At 71.0% G+C, this 16,127-nt stretch carries 17 protein-coding genes; 9 read left to right on the plus strand and 8 right to left on the minus strand.

Annotation, left to right across the window (positions count from 1 at the left end; all coding sequences use genetic code 11):
- Window positions 1-84: biotin carboxylase N-terminal domain-containing protein (locus ABZ833_RS34470; protein ID WP_355335748.1), on the minus strand; the 84-nt coding region annotated here is incomplete at its 3' end.
- A 349-nt stretch (window positions 85-433) separates the two neighbouring features.
- Here ABZ833_RS34470 and ABZ833_RS34475 point away from each other — a divergent pair.
- Complete coding sequence (locus tag ABZ833_RS34475) at window positions 434-910, plus strand: hypothetical protein (protein WP_361055224.1); 477 nt, start codon at window positions 434-436, stop codon at window positions 908-910.
- 77 nt (window positions 911-987) lie between these two features.
- On the opposite strand, the gene ABZ833_RS34480 is transcribed toward ABZ833_RS34475, so the two are convergent.
- From ABZ833_RS34480 to ABZ833_RS34495, 4 genes are all read right to left on the minus strand, one after another.
- Complete coding sequence (locus ABZ833_RS34480) at window positions 988-1,605, minus strand: nucleoside triphosphate pyrophosphatase (RefSeq protein WP_361055227.1); 618 nt, start codon at window positions 1,603-1,605, stop codon at window positions 988-990.
- A 95-nt stretch (window positions 1,606-1,700) separates the two neighbouring features.
- Window positions 1,701-1,829: a hypothetical protein gene (locus ABZ833_RS34485; protein ID WP_361055230.1), complete on the minus strand. Its 129-nt coding sequence runs from the start codon at window positions 1,827-1,829 to the stop codon at window positions 1,701-1,703.
- 95 nt (window positions 1,830-1,924) lie between these two features.
- Window positions 1,925-2,131: an acyl-CoA carboxylase subunit epsilon gene (locus ABZ833_RS34490; protein WP_361055233.1), complete on the minus strand. Its 207-nt coding sequence runs from the start codon at window positions 2,129-2,131 to the stop codon at window positions 1,925-1,927.
- Window positions 2,132-2,157: 26 nt separating this feature from the next.
- Window positions 2,158-3,822: an acyl-CoA carboxylase subunit beta gene (locus ABZ833_RS34495; RefSeq protein WP_361055236.1), complete on the minus strand. Its 1,665-nt coding sequence runs from the start codon at window positions 3,820-3,822 to the stop codon at window positions 2,158-2,160.
- Window positions 3,823-3,972: 150 nt separating this feature from the next.
- On the opposite strand from ABZ833_RS34495, the gene ABZ833_RS34500 reads away from it, so the two are divergent.
- From ABZ833_RS34500 to hutH, 5 genes are all read left to right on the plus strand, one after another.
- The gene (locus ABZ833_RS34500; protein WP_361055239.1) at window positions 3,973-4,908 is read left to right on the plus strand and encodes a biotin--[acetyl-CoA-carboxylase] ligase; all 936 of its coding nucleotides are present in this window, start codon (window positions 3,973-3,975) and stop codon (window positions 4,906-4,908) included.
- Window positions 4,909-5,613: 705 nt separating this feature from the next.
- A complete protein-coding gene (locus ABZ833_RS34505; RefSeq protein ID WP_249592873.1) occupies window positions 5,614-6,693 on the plus strand; it encodes an adenylate/guanylate cyclase domain-containing protein in 1,080 nt (359 codons plus the stop codon).
- Between the two features lie 121 nt (window positions 6,694-6,814).
- Entirely contained in the window at window positions 6,815-7,612 is a 798-nt protein-coding gene (locus tag ABZ833_RS34510; protein ID WP_361055242.1) for an enoyl-CoA hydratase-related protein, read from the plus strand.
- A gap of 73 nt (window positions 7,613-7,685) precedes the next feature.
- Window positions 7,686-8,903: a sensor domain-containing diguanylate cyclase gene (locus ABZ833_RS34515; protein WP_361055245.1), complete on the plus strand. Its 1,218-nt coding sequence runs from the start codon at window positions 7,686-7,688 to the stop codon at window positions 8,901-8,903.
- Between the two features lie 165 nt (window positions 8,904-9,068).
- Complete coding sequence (gene hutH, locus ABZ833_RS34520; RefSeq protein ID WP_361055773.1) at window positions 9,069-10,607, plus strand: histidine ammonia-lyase; 1,539 nt, start codon at window positions 9,069-9,071, stop codon at window positions 10,605-10,607.
- 76 nt (window positions 10,608-10,683) lie between these two features.
- Here hutH and ABZ833_RS34525 read toward each other — a convergent pair whose 3' ends face one another.
- Both ABZ833_RS34525 and ABZ833_RS34530 read right to left on the minus strand, forming a co-directional pair.
- Window positions 10,684-11,448 carry a PepSY domain-containing protein gene (locus ABZ833_RS34525; protein WP_361055248.1) on the minus strand — a complete coding sequence of 255 codons (765 nt, stop codon included), beginning with the start codon at window positions 11,446-11,448 and terminating at the stop codon, window positions 10,684-10,686.
- 54 nt (window positions 11,449-11,502) lie between these two features.
- Entirely contained in the window at window positions 11,503-12,258 is a 756-nt protein-coding gene (locus ABZ833_RS34530; RefSeq protein WP_361055252.1) for a TetR/AcrR family transcriptional regulator, read from the minus strand.
- Window positions 12,259-12,406: 148 nt separating this feature from the next.
- Here ABZ833_RS34530 and ABZ833_RS34535 point away from each other — a divergent pair, with 148 nt between their 5' ends.
- Complete coding sequence (locus ABZ833_RS34535; protein WP_361055255.1) at window positions 12,407-13,714, plus strand: MFS transporter; 1,308 nt, start codon at window positions 12,407-12,409, stop codon at window positions 13,712-13,714.
- 16 nt (window positions 13,715-13,730) lie between these two features.
- Here the strand turns inward: ABZ833_RS34535 and ABZ833_RS34540 are convergent, their stop codons facing one another.
- Window positions 13,731-14,078, minus strand: a complete 348-nt coding sequence (locus tag ABZ833_RS34540; protein WP_361055258.1) for a hypothetical protein — start codon at window positions 14,076-14,078, stop codon at window positions 13,731-13,733.
- A 110-nt stretch (window positions 14,079-14,188) separates the two neighbouring features.
- Here ABZ833_RS34540 and ABZ833_RS34545 point away from each other — a divergent pair, with 110 nt between their 5' ends.
- Both ABZ833_RS34545 and ABZ833_RS34550 read left to right on the plus strand, forming a co-directional pair.
- Complete coding sequence (locus ABZ833_RS34545; protein WP_361055261.1) at window positions 14,189-14,545, plus strand: hypothetical protein; 357 nt, start codon at window positions 14,189-14,191, stop codon at window positions 14,543-14,545.
- A 254-nt stretch (window positions 14,546-14,799) separates the two neighbouring features.
- A complete protein-coding gene (locus tag ABZ833_RS34550) occupies window positions 14,800-16,059 on the plus strand; it encodes an Ig-like domain-containing protein (protein ID WP_361055264.1) in 1,260 nt (419 codons plus the stop codon).
- Window positions 16,060-16,127 lie beyond the last annotated feature (68 nt).

Consider the following 16,127-nt stretch of genomic DNA (forward strand, 5'->3'; position numbering starts at 1 on the left):
TACGCTCGCGATCCCTGCATCCCGGCATGCCCGAGCAACGCGGACAGCGATTTCGCCACGGTTGGCGATGAGCACCTTGCGCACGATGGCTCCCTCCTTGAAACAAGCCGAGTTTAGGGACTGCCGACACGACCTTTCGACCCGTCCCCAATGGTGAGCTTGCCCACACGGAGCGTGATCCGGGGCCTGCCCGTCCGCGAAATCCCTTGTCGCACCACGGTACGCAGGGTCCCTTCCGGTGAGACTAACGCGCCGGTGTGGTCAAGGTCTCTGTGAGAGCGTGCTGCGGCAGAGGGCCATTCTTTGTGGAGTCCCTACGAATGGCCCAATGATTCTTTGCCTTCGGCAGAGCCCTTGTCCCCTGGTTTACCCGTTAGTAGCGTTCGCGATGTCTGGGACGTACTGGTGGTAACAGCGGAAGAGGGTGGGCGCCGTGGCGCGTAGACCGGTGGCCTGGGTGGGCGCGATCGTGCTCTTGGTGGAGGCGGTGGGCATCGCGTTGCTCAACTGGTTCCTGGGGCTTGTCGTGAACAAGCAGGACATGTCGCTCGCCGGGCTCGACCCGCACGCGATGTCCGTGTCGACGTGGATCGCGGGCGGCGTCTTCGGCCTCTACCTCGCGCTGTGCGGCGTCGTCATGGCGCGCTCGGCGATACGCGACCGCGCGCCGGGCCGCTTCGGGCGGCTCCTTCTGATCAGCGCCGCAGTGGTGCACGGACTGCTCGGGGCGTTCTCGGTCGGCCTGGTGGGCTGGCCCGCCTTCGTCTTCATGATGGTCGTGCTCGGCCTGATCGTGCTGACGCTGGTGGCCTACGACAAGAAGCCCGAGGAGGTCGCCGACGAGCCGCGCGCGAGCAGCGGGGCAGCGGGCGGCGGCGCGCCGGAGAACGGCGCCCCACAGCCCGCCTGAGCCCTCCTGGGGCCTTCTTGGCGCCTCGTGGTGCCCCTTGGGGCCACTGAGGCTGCTGGGGCCGCCGTCTTGCCGGGTTACTCCGCCCACAACTCCGTGATGCCGACGCCCAGTTCGGCGAGGAGGCGGCGGAGCAGCGGCAGCGAGAGGCCGATGACGTTGCCGTGGTCGCCCTCGATCGAGTCGACGAAGGGCGCCGAGCGGCCGTCGAGCGTGAACGCGCCCGCCACGTGCAGCGGTTCGCCGCTGGCCACGTACGCGGCGATCTCCTCGTCCGAAGGCTCGCCGAAGCGCACGACGGTCGAGGCGAGCGCCGAGACGTGGCGTCCCGCCGCGGTGTCGTACACGCAGTGGCCGGTCTGCAGGACGCCCGCGCGGCCGCGCATGGACTTCCAGCGGGCGGTGGCCTCCTCGGCGTCGGCGGGCTTGCCGAGCGCCTGGCCGTCCAGTTCGAGGACCGAGTCGCAGCCGACGACCAGGGCGCCCTTGGCGTCCGGGCGCGCGGAGACGACCGACGCCTTGGCCTCGGCCAGGGCGAGCGCGAGCTCGGCGGGGGTCGGTGCGGAGATCGCGTCCTCGTCGACCCCGCTGACGATCACCTCGGGGGCGAGGCCTGCCTGGCGCAGGAGGCCGAGCCGGGCGGGGGACTTGGAGGCGAGGACGAGACGGCGGGGCTGTCGGGGCTGATCACTCATGCGGTCAGGTTAGCGAGCCGCTGCGGATGCCTCAGCGGTCAGCGGGGTCTCGGTCGATGTCTCGGGGAGTCTCGGCCGACGTCCCGGCGAATGTCTCAGTGGATGCCCAGGACGAACATCGCCACGACCATCGCCAGGGCAAGGACGAGTCCCGCACGGCGCATCTTCGCCTGCATGTCCCGCATGTCCTTGGGAGGGCTGTCCTCCGGATCCGACCACAGCATGAAACCGATACTGCGCGCGGAGGCGGCGGGGCGCCTGAGTACGCGTACTCAGGCGCCCCGGCCCGTCCCACTCATTCTGGTGTCACCCCGCCCGGCTACCCGGGCCAGTAGGTGCGGCCCCACGCCGTCGGCCCCGGTGCGGGCAGCCGGTGGCGGGCCACACGCGCGGGGTCGGCCCAGGCGTCGAGGGCCGCGGGCGCGCCGGACGGCTGGTTCGCGACCGCCGCGGCGCGCGCCTGGACCACCGCGAGTGCGGCGGCCAGCTCCTCCGGGGTGGGATTGCCCCGTACGACCTTGATCATGAACGGTCTCCTCACTGGGGCACGGTCTAGAGGGGGATGTTGCCGTGCTTCTTCGGGGGCAGGGACTCCCGCTTCGTACGCAGCTGACGCAGGCCGCGCACCAGGTGGGAGCGGGTCTCCGACGGCATGATCACGGTGTCGATGTAGCCGCGCTCCGCGGCCGTGTACGGGTTGAGCAGCCGGTCCTCGTACTCCTGGATCAGGCGGGCGCGGGTCGCCTCCACGTCGCCCGAGGCCTCGGCCGCGGCGATGGTCTTGCGGTGCAGGATGTTCACCGCGCCCTGCGCGCCCATCACCGCGATCTGCGCGGTCGGCCAGGCCAGGTTGAGATCGGCGCCCAGGTGCTTGGAGCCCATGACGTCGTACGCGCCGCCGAACGCCTTGCGGGTGATGACGGTGATCAGCGGGACCGTCGCCTCCGCGTACGCGTAGATCAGCTTCGCGCCGCGGCGGATGATGCCCGTGTGCTCCTGCTCGACGCCCGGCAGGAAGCCCGGCACGTCGACGAAGGTGATGACCGGGACGTTGAACGCGTCGCAGGTGCGGACGAAGCGGGCGCCCTTCTCGGAGGCGTCGATGTTCAGGCAACCGGCGAACTGTGTCGGCTGGTTGGCGACGATGCCCACCGGGCGGCCCTCGATGCGGCCGAAGCCGGTGAGGATGTTCGGCGCGAACAGCGGCTGCGTCTCGAAGAACTCGGCGTCGTCCAGGACGTGTTCGATCACCGTGTGCATGTCGTACGGCTGGTTCGCGCTGTCCGGGATGAGGGTGTCGAGCTCGCGGTCCTCGTCCGTCAGCTCCAGGTCCGCGTCCTCGGGGAAGGCGGGCGGCTCGCTGAGGTTGTTCGAAGGCAGGTAGGAGAGAAGGGACTTGACGTACTCGATCGCGTCCTTCTCGTCGCCCGCCATGTGGTGCGCGACACCGGAGGTGCTGTTGTGGGTGCGGGCACCGCCGAGCTCCTCGAAGCCGACGTCCTCGCCGGTGACCGTCTTGATGACGTCGGGCCCGGTGATGAACATGTGCGAGGTCTGGTCGACCATGACCGTGAAGTCGGTGATGGCGGGGGAGTAGACGGCGCCGCCGGCGCACGGCCCGACGACCAGGCTGATCTGCGGGATCACGCCGGATGCGTGCGTGTTGCGGCGGAAGATCTCTCCGTACATCCCGAGGGCCATGACGCCCTCCTGGATGCGGGCGCCGCCGGAGTCGTTGATGCCGATGACCGGACAGCCGGTCTTCAGGGCGAAGTCCATGACCTTGACGATCTTCTGGCCGTAGACCTCGCCCAGGGCGCCGCCGAAGACGGTGAAGTCCTGGGAGAAGACGGCCACGGGACGGCCGTCGACGGTGCCGTAACCGGTCACGACTCCGTCGCCGTAAGGGCGGTTGGCCTCCAGGCCGAAGTCGGTCGAACGGTGCTGGGCGAACTCGTCGAACTCGACGAAGGAGTGCTCGTCCAGGAGCAGGTCGATGCGTTCGCGCGCCGTCAACTTGCCCTTGGCGTGCTGCTTCTCGACCGCGCGAGCCGAACCGGCGTGCTTGGCCTCCTCGATGCGGCGCTGCAGATCAGCGAGCTTTCCCGCAGTCGTATGGATGTCGATACCGGGGGTGGGGCCGTGGCCCTCGGTGGTGGTCTCGGTATCGCTTGCGGCGCTTGGCACGGGCACGTTGGGCTCTTCCGGCTCGGACATAGGGATGCGGCTCCCTGCCTGCTCAAAGGGGCGACTGGCGGCTTGCGGATGCGGCTTGCGGCTGCTGGTGATCGCTTGCTACTGACTCGTAGGGTATCGGCGTGCATACGGATCGGCAGTGCGGCGTTTACCACACCTAAGGTGGCTTGCATGACGCCGCGAGATGCTTCAGACGACTCGTCCGACCTCCCTTCCGACCTCCCTTCGGACCTCCCTTCCGATGTCCCTGGGGGCAACCGTTGGTCCGACCTCGACAGGCCGCCGCTGAACGTCGCGTCGTTGCGGCGGGCGCTGGTGCGGGACGGGGGTCTGTGGACCTCTCTGGACGTGGTGCCCGCGACGGGGTCGACCAACACGGATCTGGCCGCGCGGGCGGACGAGCTGCCCGAGGGCGCGGTCCTTGTCGCCGAGGAGCAGAGCTCGGGGCGCGGGCGCCTGGACCGCCGCTGGTCGGCTCCCGCTCGCTCGGGGCTCTTCTTCTCCGTGCTCCTGAAGCCGGGTCCGGCCGTGCCGGTGGAGCGGTGGGGGTGGCTGCCGCTGCTCACGGGGGTCGCCGTCGCCACGGGGCTTTCGCGGTCGGCGGGGGTGGACACGGCGCTGAAGTGGCCGAACGACCTGCTGGTGACGGTGGAAGGAGAGGAACGGAAGGCGGGGGGAATCCTGGCGGAGCGGGCGGGCTCTGTGGCTGTGGATGGGGGAGGTGGAGGCGTGGTGGTCGGCATCGGGATCAACGTGACCCTGCGGGCGGATGAGCTGCCGGTGCCCGGGGCGGGGTCGCTGGCGCTGGCCGGGGCGGTGAGCACTGACCGGGACACGGTGTTGCGGGCGGTGCTGCGTTCTCTTGAGCAGTGGTACGGGGACTGGCGCGCGGCGGAGGGCGATCCGGTGGCGTCCCGCCTCCAGGAGACGTACGCGGCGGGCTGCGCGACGCTCGGCCGCAAGGTCCGGGCGGAGCTGCCGGGTGATCGGTCGATCACGGGGGAGGCGGTGGCTGTGGACGGCGACGGGCGGCTTGTGCTGGCTACGGGGGAGGGGGTTCAGGAGCCTGTGGGGGCGGGGGATGTTGTGCATTTGCGGGGTGCGTAGGGGGCTTGGCCGGGGCTCTGGGGCTCCGGGGCTCCGGAGCTGTGCCGGTATGTGCCGTGGGGTTGCTTCGGTGCCGGAGTGCTGGGAGCCGTGCTCCGGGCGGACATATCGGACGTCTCCTCGCGTGCGGGTGCGTGCGCTGCGGGCTCCCCCGTCCTCGGGTGCGGGGCCGCGCCGGTATGTCCGTCCTCGCTATCGTCCGGTGGCCGTGGGGTTGCTTCGGCTCCGGAGCGCCGCGAACCGTGCTCCGGGCGGACATACCGGCACGTCCCCTCGCGTCTCGCTGCCGTCTGCGGGTGAGTGGGGCCCGAGGGCCTGTGGCTGCGGTGCATCGCACCCTCGGGCATGTGCTGCCCCGCCCCGGCAGATCACCCGTGGCCCCCCATCTCCTGCCACCGCGGGGCAATCGGGTGGGTGGGTGGGAAAGCTTGTTCGTTCAGGTGAGGATGCGGGGCAAACGGGCGGGTGGGTGGGGAAAGTGTGTTCGTCAGCGCAGCTGCGGGGACCCACTGTCCGAGGCGCCCCGCCAGGAAAGGCGTGAGCTGCGGCACACCTGCCGTAAAGTTGGCGCCGGTCGATACCTGACCGCGGCAGATCGGAAGGGCAGCAGGCGTGACCGTCGACGACACGGGCTCCGGCACGGGTGCATCCCCCGACGGCGAGCCCGGACGTACCGCTGGGTCCGTCACCCATACGTTCGACTCGATGGACTCCGGGGACGAGAAGCCGGGGGATCCGGAGAAGGATCCCCTCGCCCTGCGTCTCGAGGGGCTGATCCTCGGCGCGGACCGCCGGTACACCCCGTTCCAGGCGGCCCGCAGCGCCGGCGTGTCCATGGAGCTGGCCTCCCGCTTCTGGCGGGCCATGGGCTTCCCCGACGTCGGCCAGGCCAAGGCCCTGACCGAGGCGGACGTGCTCGCGCTGCGCCGCCTCGCCGGTCTCGTCGAGGCGGGCCTGCTCAGCGAGGCGATGGCGGTGCAGGTGGCCCGGTCGACCGGGCAGACCACCGCCCGCCTGGCCGAATGGCAGATCGACTCCTTCCTGGAGGGTCTGACGGAGCCGCCCGAGCCGGGCATGACGCGGACCGAAGTGACCTATCCGTTGATAGAGCTTCTGCTGCCCGAGCTGGAGGAGTTCCTCGTCTATGTGTGGCGGCGGCAGCTTGCCGCGGCCACCGGGCGGGTCGTGCAGGCCGCCGATGACGAGGAGATGGTCGACCGGCGGCTCGCCGTCGGGTTCGCCGACCTCGTCGGCTTCACCCGGCTCACCCGGCGCATGGAGGAAGAAGAACTCGGCGAGCTCGTCGAGGCCTTCGAGACCACCGCCGCGGACCTTGTCGCCGCGCACGGCGGACGGCTCATCAAGACGCTGGGCGACGAAGTCCTGTACGCCGCCGACAACGCGGGCGTGGCCGCGGAGATCGCCCTGCGGCTGATCGAGACCATGGCGAACGACGAGACGATGCCCGAGCTGCGCGTCGGCATCGCCTTCGGCACGGTCACGACGCGGATGGGCGATGTGTTCGGCACGACGGTGAATCTCGCCAGCCGCCTCACCTCGATAGCGCCTCGGGACGCGGTGCTTGTGGACGGCGCGCTCGCCGAGGAGCTGACGCGGACAGGGGACGCGCCCGCCTCCGAGACGGAAGCGGCGGAGGCCGCCGAGGCCGCGGAGAAGGAGGGCTCGGAGCCGCCCTCCTACCGCTTTGCCCTGCAGCCGATGTGGCAGCGGCCCGTGCGAGGCCTCGGTGTCGTCGAGCCCTGGCTGCTGGCCCGGCGCGGCTGAGGCCCGTTCGACCGCTGGTTCGCGGCGGAATTTTTCCGCCTGCCCACCCGATCGCCCCGTAGCGGTGGCATGATCCGCAGGGCGGCCCGGTAACGGGCGTTAACCAGATGCGGAGGAAGCAATGGGCGACGAGCAGCGCTTCGGGGAATTCGTCGGCGTCAGGTGGCACGGCTATGTCGCCGAGCTCGTCCTTGACCGGCCCAAGGCCATGAACGCCGTGTCCACGGACATGGCCCGCTCCATCGGCTCCGCCTGCGCCGCCCTCGCGCAGGACCGTGACGCCCGCGTCGTGGTCGTCACCTCCACCCATGAGCGGGCCTTCTGCGTCGGCGCCGACCTGAAGGAGCGCAACTCCTTCTCCGACGCCGAGTTGGTGCGCCAGCGGCCCACCGCACGGGCCGCCTACACCGGCGTACTCGAACTGCCCATGCCGACCGTCGCGGCCCTGCACGGCTTCGCGCTCGGCGGCGGGTTCGAGCTCGCGCTCGCCTGCGATCTCATCGTCGCCGACCCGACCGCCGTGGTCGGACTCCCCGAGGTGTCGGTCGGCGTGATCCCGGGCGGCGGCGGTACGCAGCTCCTGCCGCGCCGCGTGGGCGCGGCCGGGGCCGCCGAGCTGATCTTCACCGCGCGGCGTGTGGAGGCCGCCGAGGCGCGGGAGTTGGGGCTCGTTGATCACCTCGTGGGCGAGGGTGACGACCGTACGGAAGCGCTCGCGCTCGCCGCGCGGATCGCCGCCAACTCGCCCGTCGGGCTGCGCGCCGCCAAGCGCGCCCTGCGGCTCGGGCACGGGCTCGACCTGCGCGCCGGCCTGGAGGTCGAGGACGCGGCCTGGCGCTCGGTGGCCTTCTCCGGGGACCGGGCGGAGGGCGTCGCGGCGTTCAACGAGAAGCGGAAGCCGGACTGGCCCGGGGAGTGAATGATCCATGCGGCCCCCACTCTGCGTAATGTTCCGATCGCCCAAAATGTCGTAAATCTCCTAGCCTAGGGAGATGGGAGAGGATCTCCGGCTGCGGGCCGTGGTCGTGCTGGCGCAGGGGATGGCCGCCGCGCACACTCCGCGTGAGTCCTGGCGGGCCGCCGCCCGTGGCGCGTGCCGTGCGCTGGCGGGGAATTTCGCGGCTCTGTCCGTCTGGGAGCGCGATCTCGGGCGGCTGAGGGTGCTCGTGAACGTGGGCGAACGGGCCGAGGGGGAGGAAGAGTTCCCGGAGCGCGAGGCGTATCCGGTGAACGAGTTCCCGGAGATCACCGAGTTCCTGCACGAGCGCTGGGCGGGCGGCGGCGAGCCGCACGCCTGGGTCGAGACGGCGCGGGGACCGATGGATACGTCGAAGGCCCCCGCCCCGGGCTACTGCCACCAGCGCGTGGCCGCCCTGCGTAGGCGCGGGCGCGGCTGCTGCGTGGTCGCGCCGATCGTGCTGCACGGGCGGGCGTGGGGCGAGCTGTATGTGGCGCGCCCGGTGGGGGCGCCGGTCTTCGGCCGCGAGGACGCGGACTTCGCCACGGTGCTCGCCTCGGTCGTCGCGGCGGGCATCGCGCAGACCGAACGGCTTGAGGAGGCCCGCCGTCTCGCCTTCACCGACTCGTTGACGGGGCTCGCCAACCGGCGCGCGGTCGATCTGCGGCTCGAAGAGGCGGTGGAGCGGCACCGCGCGGACGGGACGGTGGTGAGCCTCGTCGTGTGTGACGTGAACGGGCTCAAGTGGGTCAACGACACCCAGGGTCACGCGGTCGGCGACCGCCTCCTCGAACGCTTTGGTTCGGTGCTCTCCCTGTGCGGGGCGATGCTGCCTGGGACGCTGGCGGCGCGGCTCGGCGGCGACGAGTTCTGCCTGCTCTCGGTGGGGCCCGCGGCCGATGAGGTGGTGCGGGTCGCCGATGAACTGTGCCTTCGCGCCTTCGAGTTGGAGCTGGGGGACGGTGTCGCGTGCGGGGTCGCCTCCACGGAGGACCCGATCGGCGAGGTCCGCTCGGCCCGCCGCCTGTTCCGCCTCGCGGACGCCGCCCAGTACCGCGCGAAGGCGGCCCGCGCGCCGAAGCCGGTCGTCGCGGGGCGCGAGGGTGCCGATGACCCGGTGGTGCGGCTCGCGAACTCGGAGGGGTCGCGCCCTGCGGGGGAGAGGCGCCGCTTCCGGGGGCGTGAGCCGGAGCCGCGGGGCGGTGAGCGGGAGCCGCGGGCCCCCAGGGAAGGCGGGCGGGGGGCTCGGTGAATCGCCTGCGGGCCGGTGGGGGCTTGTCGCGCCCACGCGGCGGAGCCGCACATGTCTCAGCCCCGCGCCCCTACTGGGGCGCGGCATCGCCCCCTGAGTAAGTGGCTCAGTACGTATCCACCCGTGACACCTGGCGATTCAGTCCGTACGCTGCTGAATATGGATATGCACACCGTGGTCCTGGGGACGTCCGGGACAACCGCAGCGGACGTCATCGCCGTCGCGCGCGGCAACGCCCGCATCGACCTTTCGGCCGAAGCCGTGACCGCCCTCGCCGCATCCCGCGAGATCGTCGACGCCCTCGCGGCCAAGCCCGAGCCGGTCTACGGCGTGTCGACCGGCTTCGGCGCCCTCGCCAGCCGGCACATCGGCCCGGACCTCCGCGCCCAGCTGCAGCGCAACATCGTCCGCTCGCACGCGGCCGGGATGGGCCCGCGCGTGGAGCGCGAGGTGGTGCGCGCGCTGATGTTCCTGCGCCTGAAGACCGTCTGCTCCGGCCGTACGGGCGTGCGCCCCGAGGTCGCCCGGACCATGGCCGACGTGCTCAACGCCGGGATCACGCCCGTCGTCCACGAGTACGGCTCGCTCGGCTGCTCCGGCGACCTCGCGCCGCTCAGCCACTGCGCGCTGACGCTCATGGGCGAGGGCGACGCCGAAGGGCCGGACGGCGAGCTGAAGCCGGCGGGCGAGCTGCTCGCCGCGCACGGCATCACGCCGGTCGAGCTGCGTGAGAAGGAGGGCCTGGCCCTCCTGAACGGCACCGACGGCATGCTCGGCATGCTGGTGATGGCCCTCGCCGACCTCGACGCCCTTTACAAGTCCGCCGACATCACCGCGGCCCTCACCCTTGAGGCGCTCCTGGGCACCGCCAAGGTCCTCGCCCCCGAGCTGCACGCCATCCGGCCGCATCCGGGCCAGGGGGCGTCGGCCGCCAACATGCTCGCGGTCCTCGCCGGTTCGGGCCTGACAGGACACCACCAGGACGACGCGCCGCGCGTGCAGGACGCGTACTCGGTGCGGTGCGCGCCGCAGGTGGCGGGCGCGGGGCGCGACACGATGGCGCACGCGCGCCTGGTCGCCGAGCGCGAGCTCGCCGCCGCCGTCGACAACCCGGTGGTCCTGCCCGACGGCCGCGTCGAGTCGAACGGCAACTTCCACGGGGCGCCCGTCGCGTACGTCCTGGACTTCCTCGCGATCGCCGCCGCGGACCTCGGCTCGATCACCGAGCGCCGCACGGACCGCCTGCTCGACAAGAACCGCTCGCACGGCCTGCCGCCGTTCCTCGCGGACGACGCGGGCGTGGACTCGGGCCTCATGATCGCCCAGTACACGCAGGCGGCCCTGGTCAGCGAGATGAAGCGGCTCGCCGTCCCGGCGTCGGCCGACTCGATCCCGTCCTCCGCGATGCAGGAGGACCACGTCTCGATGGGCTGGTCGGCGGCCCGCAAGCTCCGCACGGCGGTCGACAACCTCACCCGCATCGTGGCGATCGAGCTGTACGCGGCGACGCGCGCGGTCGAACTCCGCGAGGGCCTCAAGCCCGCCCCGGCGACCCAGGCGGTCATCGAGGCGATCCGCAAGGCGGGCGTCGAGGGTCCGGGCCCGGACCGCTTCCTCGCGCCCGACCTGGCGGCGGCCGACGCGTTCGTGCGCTCCGGCGCGCTGCTCGACGCGGTGGAGCCGGTGACGGGTCCGCTGGCCTAGCCCAGGCGTCTCGTACGTACGCAGATGGGGGCGCCGTCACTTGGTGACGGCGCCCCCATCGCGCGGTGACGGGCGGTCAGTCGCGGTCGACGTCCTCACGGGTGATGTCGCCCTTGACCGCGTCGATCTCGAAGTCGGTCTTGTTCCAGTCGTCGGTGACGACGTCGACGGACCAGATGAGCGTGTTGCTGTCGTTGTCGTCCAGGCCGATCGACGTGACCGTGCCCTTCTTCTTGTCCGTCGCCACCTTGGCCGCCTGCTCCGGCGACTGCTTGACGCGGGAGAGCCAGTCGGCCGTCTCCTTCTTGTCGTCGGCGTCCTGGTCGTTCTCGGGGGCGGAGCTGATCACCTTGCCCGAGACCGCGTCGATGCGGACGTTGTGCACGGTGCCGTCCTTCTCGGCGACCTCGGCGGCCCACTGCGGGGCGGCCGCGCTGCCGCTCGGGCTCGGACTGGGGCTCCCGCTCGCGTCGTCGTCATCGTCGCTGTCGTTGTCGTCGTCCAGGCCCTCCAGGTCGAGGTCGGTCAGCTTGCTGCCCGAGACCTTGTCCACCGCCGTGGCGGCGGCCTTGTCGTAGGTGACCTTGGTGGCGGCGAGCAGCGCCTTGCGCTCCTGCTGGTCCTGCGTGAGGGACGCGCTGCCCGTGGGGCTCTTTGACGGAGCCTCCTTCGGAACGGTCTTCGCCGCCTCCGATGTCGCGTCGGCGGACGACTTGTCGCTGTCCCCGCCGCAGCCTGTCACCAGGGCTGCCGATGCCGCGACGGCACACAGGGCGCCGACGAGGCGGATGCGGCGGGCGCGGGGGGTTCCGGTGTTCTTCAGCCGGGGCTCGAATCTCATGTCCGCATGCCTAGCGGCCGCCCCGTACCCGGCCGTGGTGCCGCGCGGCCAGGGTCACCCGAGTGCCCGGCGCGCGAGCCCCTCAAGGAGGACGTCCACCGCGAACTCGAAGAGGGCGTCAGGGGATTCGGCCGCCAGCTCCTCGCTCGCCCGGCGCAGGTACGGCAGCTCGTCCCCGGCGCCGGACGAGCCGGACCGCAGCCACGGCGGTGGGACCTGCTCCAGGTCGGCGGGGTCGAGGCCGGGGGGCGGCCGGTCGAACGCGCGGTCCTGGAGCTCCACGAACCCGACGACAAGCCGGATGGACTCCATACACGCGAGGTAGGCGTCGCGCAGGGGCAGGCCGACCTCCGTGAAGAAGCCGATGAGCCGGTCGACATTCCGCAGCATGGCCGGATGGCGGGCCGTGGTGATGTTCTCGCCGAGCGCGAGGGTGGTCATGCCCGGATGGCGCCGGTAGTGGGCCCGCAGATCCCGGAGGTAGCCGCGCAGGGAGTCCCGCCACTGCTGAGCGTCGAGCTCCGGCGGCTGCCACCGCGCCTCGAAGACCTCGGCGGCGACGGTGATCAGATCCCGACGGTCCTCCACGTAGTTGTAGAGGGCCCGGGGCGAGACGCCCAGCTCGTCCGCGAGTGAGCGCATGGTCAGCTCGGCGGCCGGGCGGCCGCCGAGGAACTCCAGGGCGGCCGTGCCCACGCCCTCGCGGGTGAGGGTGGCGCGGCCCTTCCGGTGGGTGGGGCGCCGCCGGGGCCTGGCGGCGCCGGGCGGGGATTCGGGTTCCGGAGTCTGTTCCGGAGTCTGACTGTGCATCGCCCCTGAAGGTACCGCTCCCGTCGGGACGGCGGCCGTCTCGCGCATCTCCTCTCGCCTTCCTTGAACTTCACACACGTTGACTTTAACGAACGGCCCCGCCAGAGTGATCCAAGTAAGGCTGGCCTAACCCCTTTTGGAGCCGCTCATGCCTCGTCTGTCCGGCCTCGCCATGGATCTCACGCCGCTTCGCGAGCACCGCGATTTCCGCCTCCTCTACGCCGGTTTCCTCGGCGCGCTGCTCGGCACCCTGATGACGAGCGTCGCGGTGGCCGTGCAGATCTACGAGCTCACGGGATCGCCCCTCCAGATCGGCCTGGTCAGCCTGGCCAGGGCGCTCCCGCTCGTCGTCGGCGTACTGATCGGCGGCGTCCTCGCCGACCGCAGGGACCGCCGCCTCCTGATGCTGGTGACCCGGCTCCCCCTGACGTTCGTCGCGGCCGGGCTCATGGCCAACGCGCTCCTGCCGCACCCCCAGCTGTGGGTGATCTACGTGGCCACCGGCCTCACCGGGCTCTTCGCGGGGCTCGGAGGACCGGCGATGATGGCGGCGATCCCCGCCCTCGTCGGCACCGAACGCCTCGCGGCTGCGGGCGCGTTGACGGCGGCGTCCACGCAGCTCGCCGCGCTGCTCGGCCCCGCGCTCGGCGGCGTCCTCATCGCGGGACCCGGAATCGCCGCCTGCTTCGCGGTCGACGCGGCAGGCTTCCTGGTCTTCACCGTGGCCCTGCTCTTCGTGCGCCCGCTGCCGCCCGCGAAGACCTCGACGGCAGCCTCGGGCAAGGGAGTCCGGCAGGCGTTCGCCGCCGTGGCGGACGGCGTGCGCTTCGTCCGGGGGCACCGCCTCATCGTCGGGCTGCTGCTCATCGACGCGGCGGCGATGGTCTTCACGATGCCGCAGGCGCTGTATCCGGTCCTCGCGGACGAGCAGTTCGGCGGCGGGCCCGGAGTGGTCGGCCTGCTCTACGCCGCGCCCGCGCTCGGCGCCCTCGTCGGGGCCGCGACCAGCGGCTGGACGGCGCGTGCGGGCGGGCACGCGCTGGTCGGGGCGGTCCTCGTATGGGGTCTGTCCCTGACGGGCTTCGGGCTGACGTCGTACCTGCCCCTCGCCCTTGTCCTGCTCGCCCTTGCCGGGCTCGGCGACCTGATCTCCGAGACCCTCCGCTCGGCCCTGCTCCAGCACGGCACCCCCGACGAACTGCGCGGCAGGGTCAGCAGCCTCTGGATGGTCCAGGCGACGGTCTCCCCGGCCCTCGGCAACGCGGCGGTCGGCTTCCTCGCCGAGCTGAGCAGCGCGCGGGCCGCGGTGACCGCGGGAGGCCTGGTGTGCGTGGTGGCGACGCTCCTGGTGGCCGCGGGCTTCCCCGCGCTACGGGCGGCGAGGCTGGGCGCACCGGCGGCCGTCCCGCAGGAGATGACCCCCCGGGGACAGGCCGAGAAGAGCGCCCCTCAGTAGCCGGGAAGAGCACCCCTCAGTAAGCGGGCCCCCGCTGCTCCCGCCGTACGGAATACGCGACGAACCCGGCCCCGAGCCCCAGGAACGCCGTCCCGCCGATCAGGTACGGCGTCGTGTCGACGCCGGCGCCCGTGTCCGCGAGGCGGGCATCGGCCGGGGCGGCGGTGTCGGTGGTCCCGGCGGCGTCGGCGGTCTCGTCCGACGGCAGCGTCGCGCGGCGCTGTTCGGTGTGGACGACCCGGGTGGCGTCAGGGGCCTCCGGGGATCTGAACGTCGCCGTCGCATTGGCGGAGGGGACGAACCACAGGGCGCCGAGGAGGGCTCCTGCGGCAGTGGCGGTCAGCAGCGATCGACGTGCGGACACGGAATCGGATCCCCCTTGTGGCGCTGGCGAATTGGCCGTGTGGGGCGATGGTAATGAAAGGCGCGGGTCGCGGGAAAGTCGCGGGGGTCATGGGTCGTACGCTCCGACTCATGAGCACATCTGAGACATCACGTTTTGTACGACTCCGCGTCGAATTGGTGGTGGAGGTCGACGACTCCGGCGATCTCGCGGCCTCCGCGCTGCGCCGGATCGCGGAGGACGAGCACATGCCCGCCGAGGAGCGTCTCCATGCCGAGACGGCCGTCAAGGAGGACGACGCGGAGGCACTCGCCTATCTGGTGGACCCGTTCGACCTGGTCAGCGCGGTACCCGGGGTCGAGCTCTCGCAGGCCTCCTGGAGCAGCGAGCAGATCGACTACGACCCCGATTCGCCTGACTGGGACCCGGACGAGGATGATGACGACGACGAGGACGGCAATGGGGACGGCGCCGGTGGCCGGGGGTAACAGGCGGTAGACGGAAAGTAGTACGTCTGCCGGACGGAAAAAACGGAACCCGTAGCCCCGGACGGCAACCGCCGCCCGGGGTTCCGTCGTCTCAGAGGTGCACGGCTGTCACCGGCGCATCGCATGACGTGGTGTTCCCCACATCTTCGGCGGAAGTGGAACGGGACGAACCGGGCAGGACGTTATGCGGGACTACGGGGACTCTCGGCGTTCTTGGCGTGTTGGGGATTTCGGCAACGATGGAGAAGCGTGTGATGACGGACAGTAGGCGGCAGCGCGGACGGCGCAAGGGTCTTGCGGCCGTATCCGCTCTGGTCGGCGGCGTCCTGGTGCTCTCGGCCTGCAGCAGTGACGACGGCGACAAGAGCAGCGCCGGCGGCAAGGAGTCGCAGAACCAGGTCGACGAAGCAGCCGCCAAGAAGACGTCCGACGCCGATATCAAGATCGCGCCCAAGGACGGCTCCGACAACGCGAGCATCAACAGCGCGGCCGCCGTCAAGGTGAGCAACGGCTCGCTGACGGACGTCAAGATGACGACCGAGGCGGGTACGGCCGTGGCCGGCGAGATAGCTGCCGACAAGAAGAGCTGGAAGCCCAGCGGCCAGCTGGAGCGGGCGACCACGTACAAGATCAGTGCCACGGCCAAGGACTCCGAGGGCCGCAAGGCGCACGAGAACTCGAAGTTCACGACGGTCTCGCCGAGCAACAGCTTCATCGGGAACTTCACGCCCGAGGACGGCTCCACGGTCGGCGTGGGCATGCCGGTGTCGATCAACTTCGACAAGGCGATCACGAACAAGAAGGACGTCCAGTCCGCCATCAAGGTGTCGTCCAGCAGCGGCCAGGAAGTCGTCGGCCACTGGTTCGGCAACAACCGCATCGACTTCCGCCCCGAGGACTACTGGCAGGGCAACTCCACGGTCACGATGAAGCTGGCCCTGGACGGCGTCGAGGGCGCGGACGGCGTCACCGGCGTCCAGGAGAAGACGGTCCAGTTCAAGATCGGCCGTAACCAGGTCTCCATCGTCGACGCCAAGACGAAGACGATGAAGGTCATGCGGGACGACAAGGTCGTCAAGACCATCCCGATCTCCGCGGGCTCCCCGGAGAACAAGACGTACAACGGCAAGATGGTGATCTCCGAGAAGTTCAAGGAGACCCGTATGGACGGCGCGACGGTCGGCTTCACGGACGGCGACGGCAAGGGTGAGTACGACATCAAGGACGTGCCGCACGCCATGCGCCTGTCCCAGTCGGGCACGTTCATCCACGGCAACTACTGGGGCGCCAAGTCCATCTTCGGCGGCGCCAACACCAGCCACGGCTGCGTCGGCCTGGAAGACGCCAAGGGCGCGAACGACAAGAGCACCCCGGGCGCCTGGTTCTACGACAACTCGATGGTCGGTGACGTCGTGGACGTCAGGAACACCGGCGACAAGACGGTCCAGCCGGACAACGGCTTCAACGGCTGGGTCATGGACTGGGCGCAGTGGAAGGCCGGTTCCGCGGTCTGAGACCCGGGTAGCCTCCTTCACTCATACGGCAGCGGCCCGCACCCCTCAACGGGGGTGCGGGCCGCTGC

Origin of the sequence: Streptomyces sp. NPDC047525, assembly GCF_040643025.1 — a bacterium.
Classification (GTDB): domain Bacteria; phylum Actinomycetota; class Actinomycetes; order Streptomycetales; family Streptomycetaceae; genus Streptomyces; species Streptomyces durmitorensis.

Bases quoted from the DNA above. Each gene is read 5' to 3' on its own strand.
- ABZ833_RS34480 (WP_361055227.1), bottom strand. From the start codon at position 1,605: ATGAGTGATCAGCCCCGACAGCCCCGCCGTCTCGTCCTCGCCTCCAAG.
- ABZ833_RS34485 (WP_361055230.1), bottom strand. From the start codon at position 1,829: ATGCTGTGGTCGGATCCGGAGGACAGCCCTCCCAAGGACATGCGGGAC.
- ABZ833_RS34490 (WP_361055233.1), bottom strand. From the start codon at position 2,131: ATGATCAAGGTCGTACGGGGCAATCCCACCCCGGAGGAGCTGGCCGCC.
- ABZ833_RS34495 (WP_361055236.1), bottom strand. From the start codon at position 3,822: ATGTCCGAGCCGGAAGAGCCCAACGTGCCCGTGCCAAGCGCCGCAAGC.
- ABZ833_RS34500 (WP_361055239.1), top strand. From the start codon at position 3,973: ATGACGCCGCGAGATGCTTCAGACGACTCGTCCGACCTCCCTTCCGAC.
- ABZ833_RS34505 (WP_249592873.1), top strand. From the start codon at position 5,614: ATGGACTCCGGGGACGAGAAGCCGGGGGATCCGGAGAAGGATCCCCTC.
- ABZ833_RS34510 (WP_361055242.1), top strand. From the start codon at position 6,815: ATGGGCGACGAGCAGCGCTTCGGGGAATTCGTCGGCGTCAGGTGGCAC.
- ABZ833_RS34515 (WP_361055245.1), top strand. From the start codon at position 7,686: ATGGGAGAGGATCTCCGGCTGCGGGCCGTGGTCGTGCTGGCGCAGGGG.
- hutH (WP_361055773.1), top strand. From the start codon at position 9,069: ATGCACACCGTGGTCCTGGGGACGTCCGGGACAACCGCAGCGGACGTC.
- ABZ833_RS34525 (WP_361055248.1), bottom strand. From the start codon at position 11,448: ATGAGATTCGAGCCCCGGCTGAAGAACACCGGAACCCCCCGCGCCCGC.
- ABZ833_RS34530 (WP_361055252.1), bottom strand. From the start codon at position 12,258: ATGCACAGTCAGACTCCGGAACAGACTCCGGAACCCGAATCCCCGCCC.
- ABZ833_RS34535 (WP_361055255.1), top strand. From the start codon at position 12,407: ATGCCTCGTCTGTCCGGCCTCGCCATGGATCTCACGCCGCTTCGCGAG.
- ABZ833_RS34545 (WP_361055261.1), top strand. From the start codon at position 14,189: ATGAGCACATCTGAGACATCACGTTTTGTACGACTCCGCGTCGAATTG.
- ABZ833_RS34550 (WP_361055264.1), top strand. From the start codon at position 14,800: ATGACGGACAGTAGGCGGCAGCGCGGACGGCGCAAGGGTCTTGCGGCC.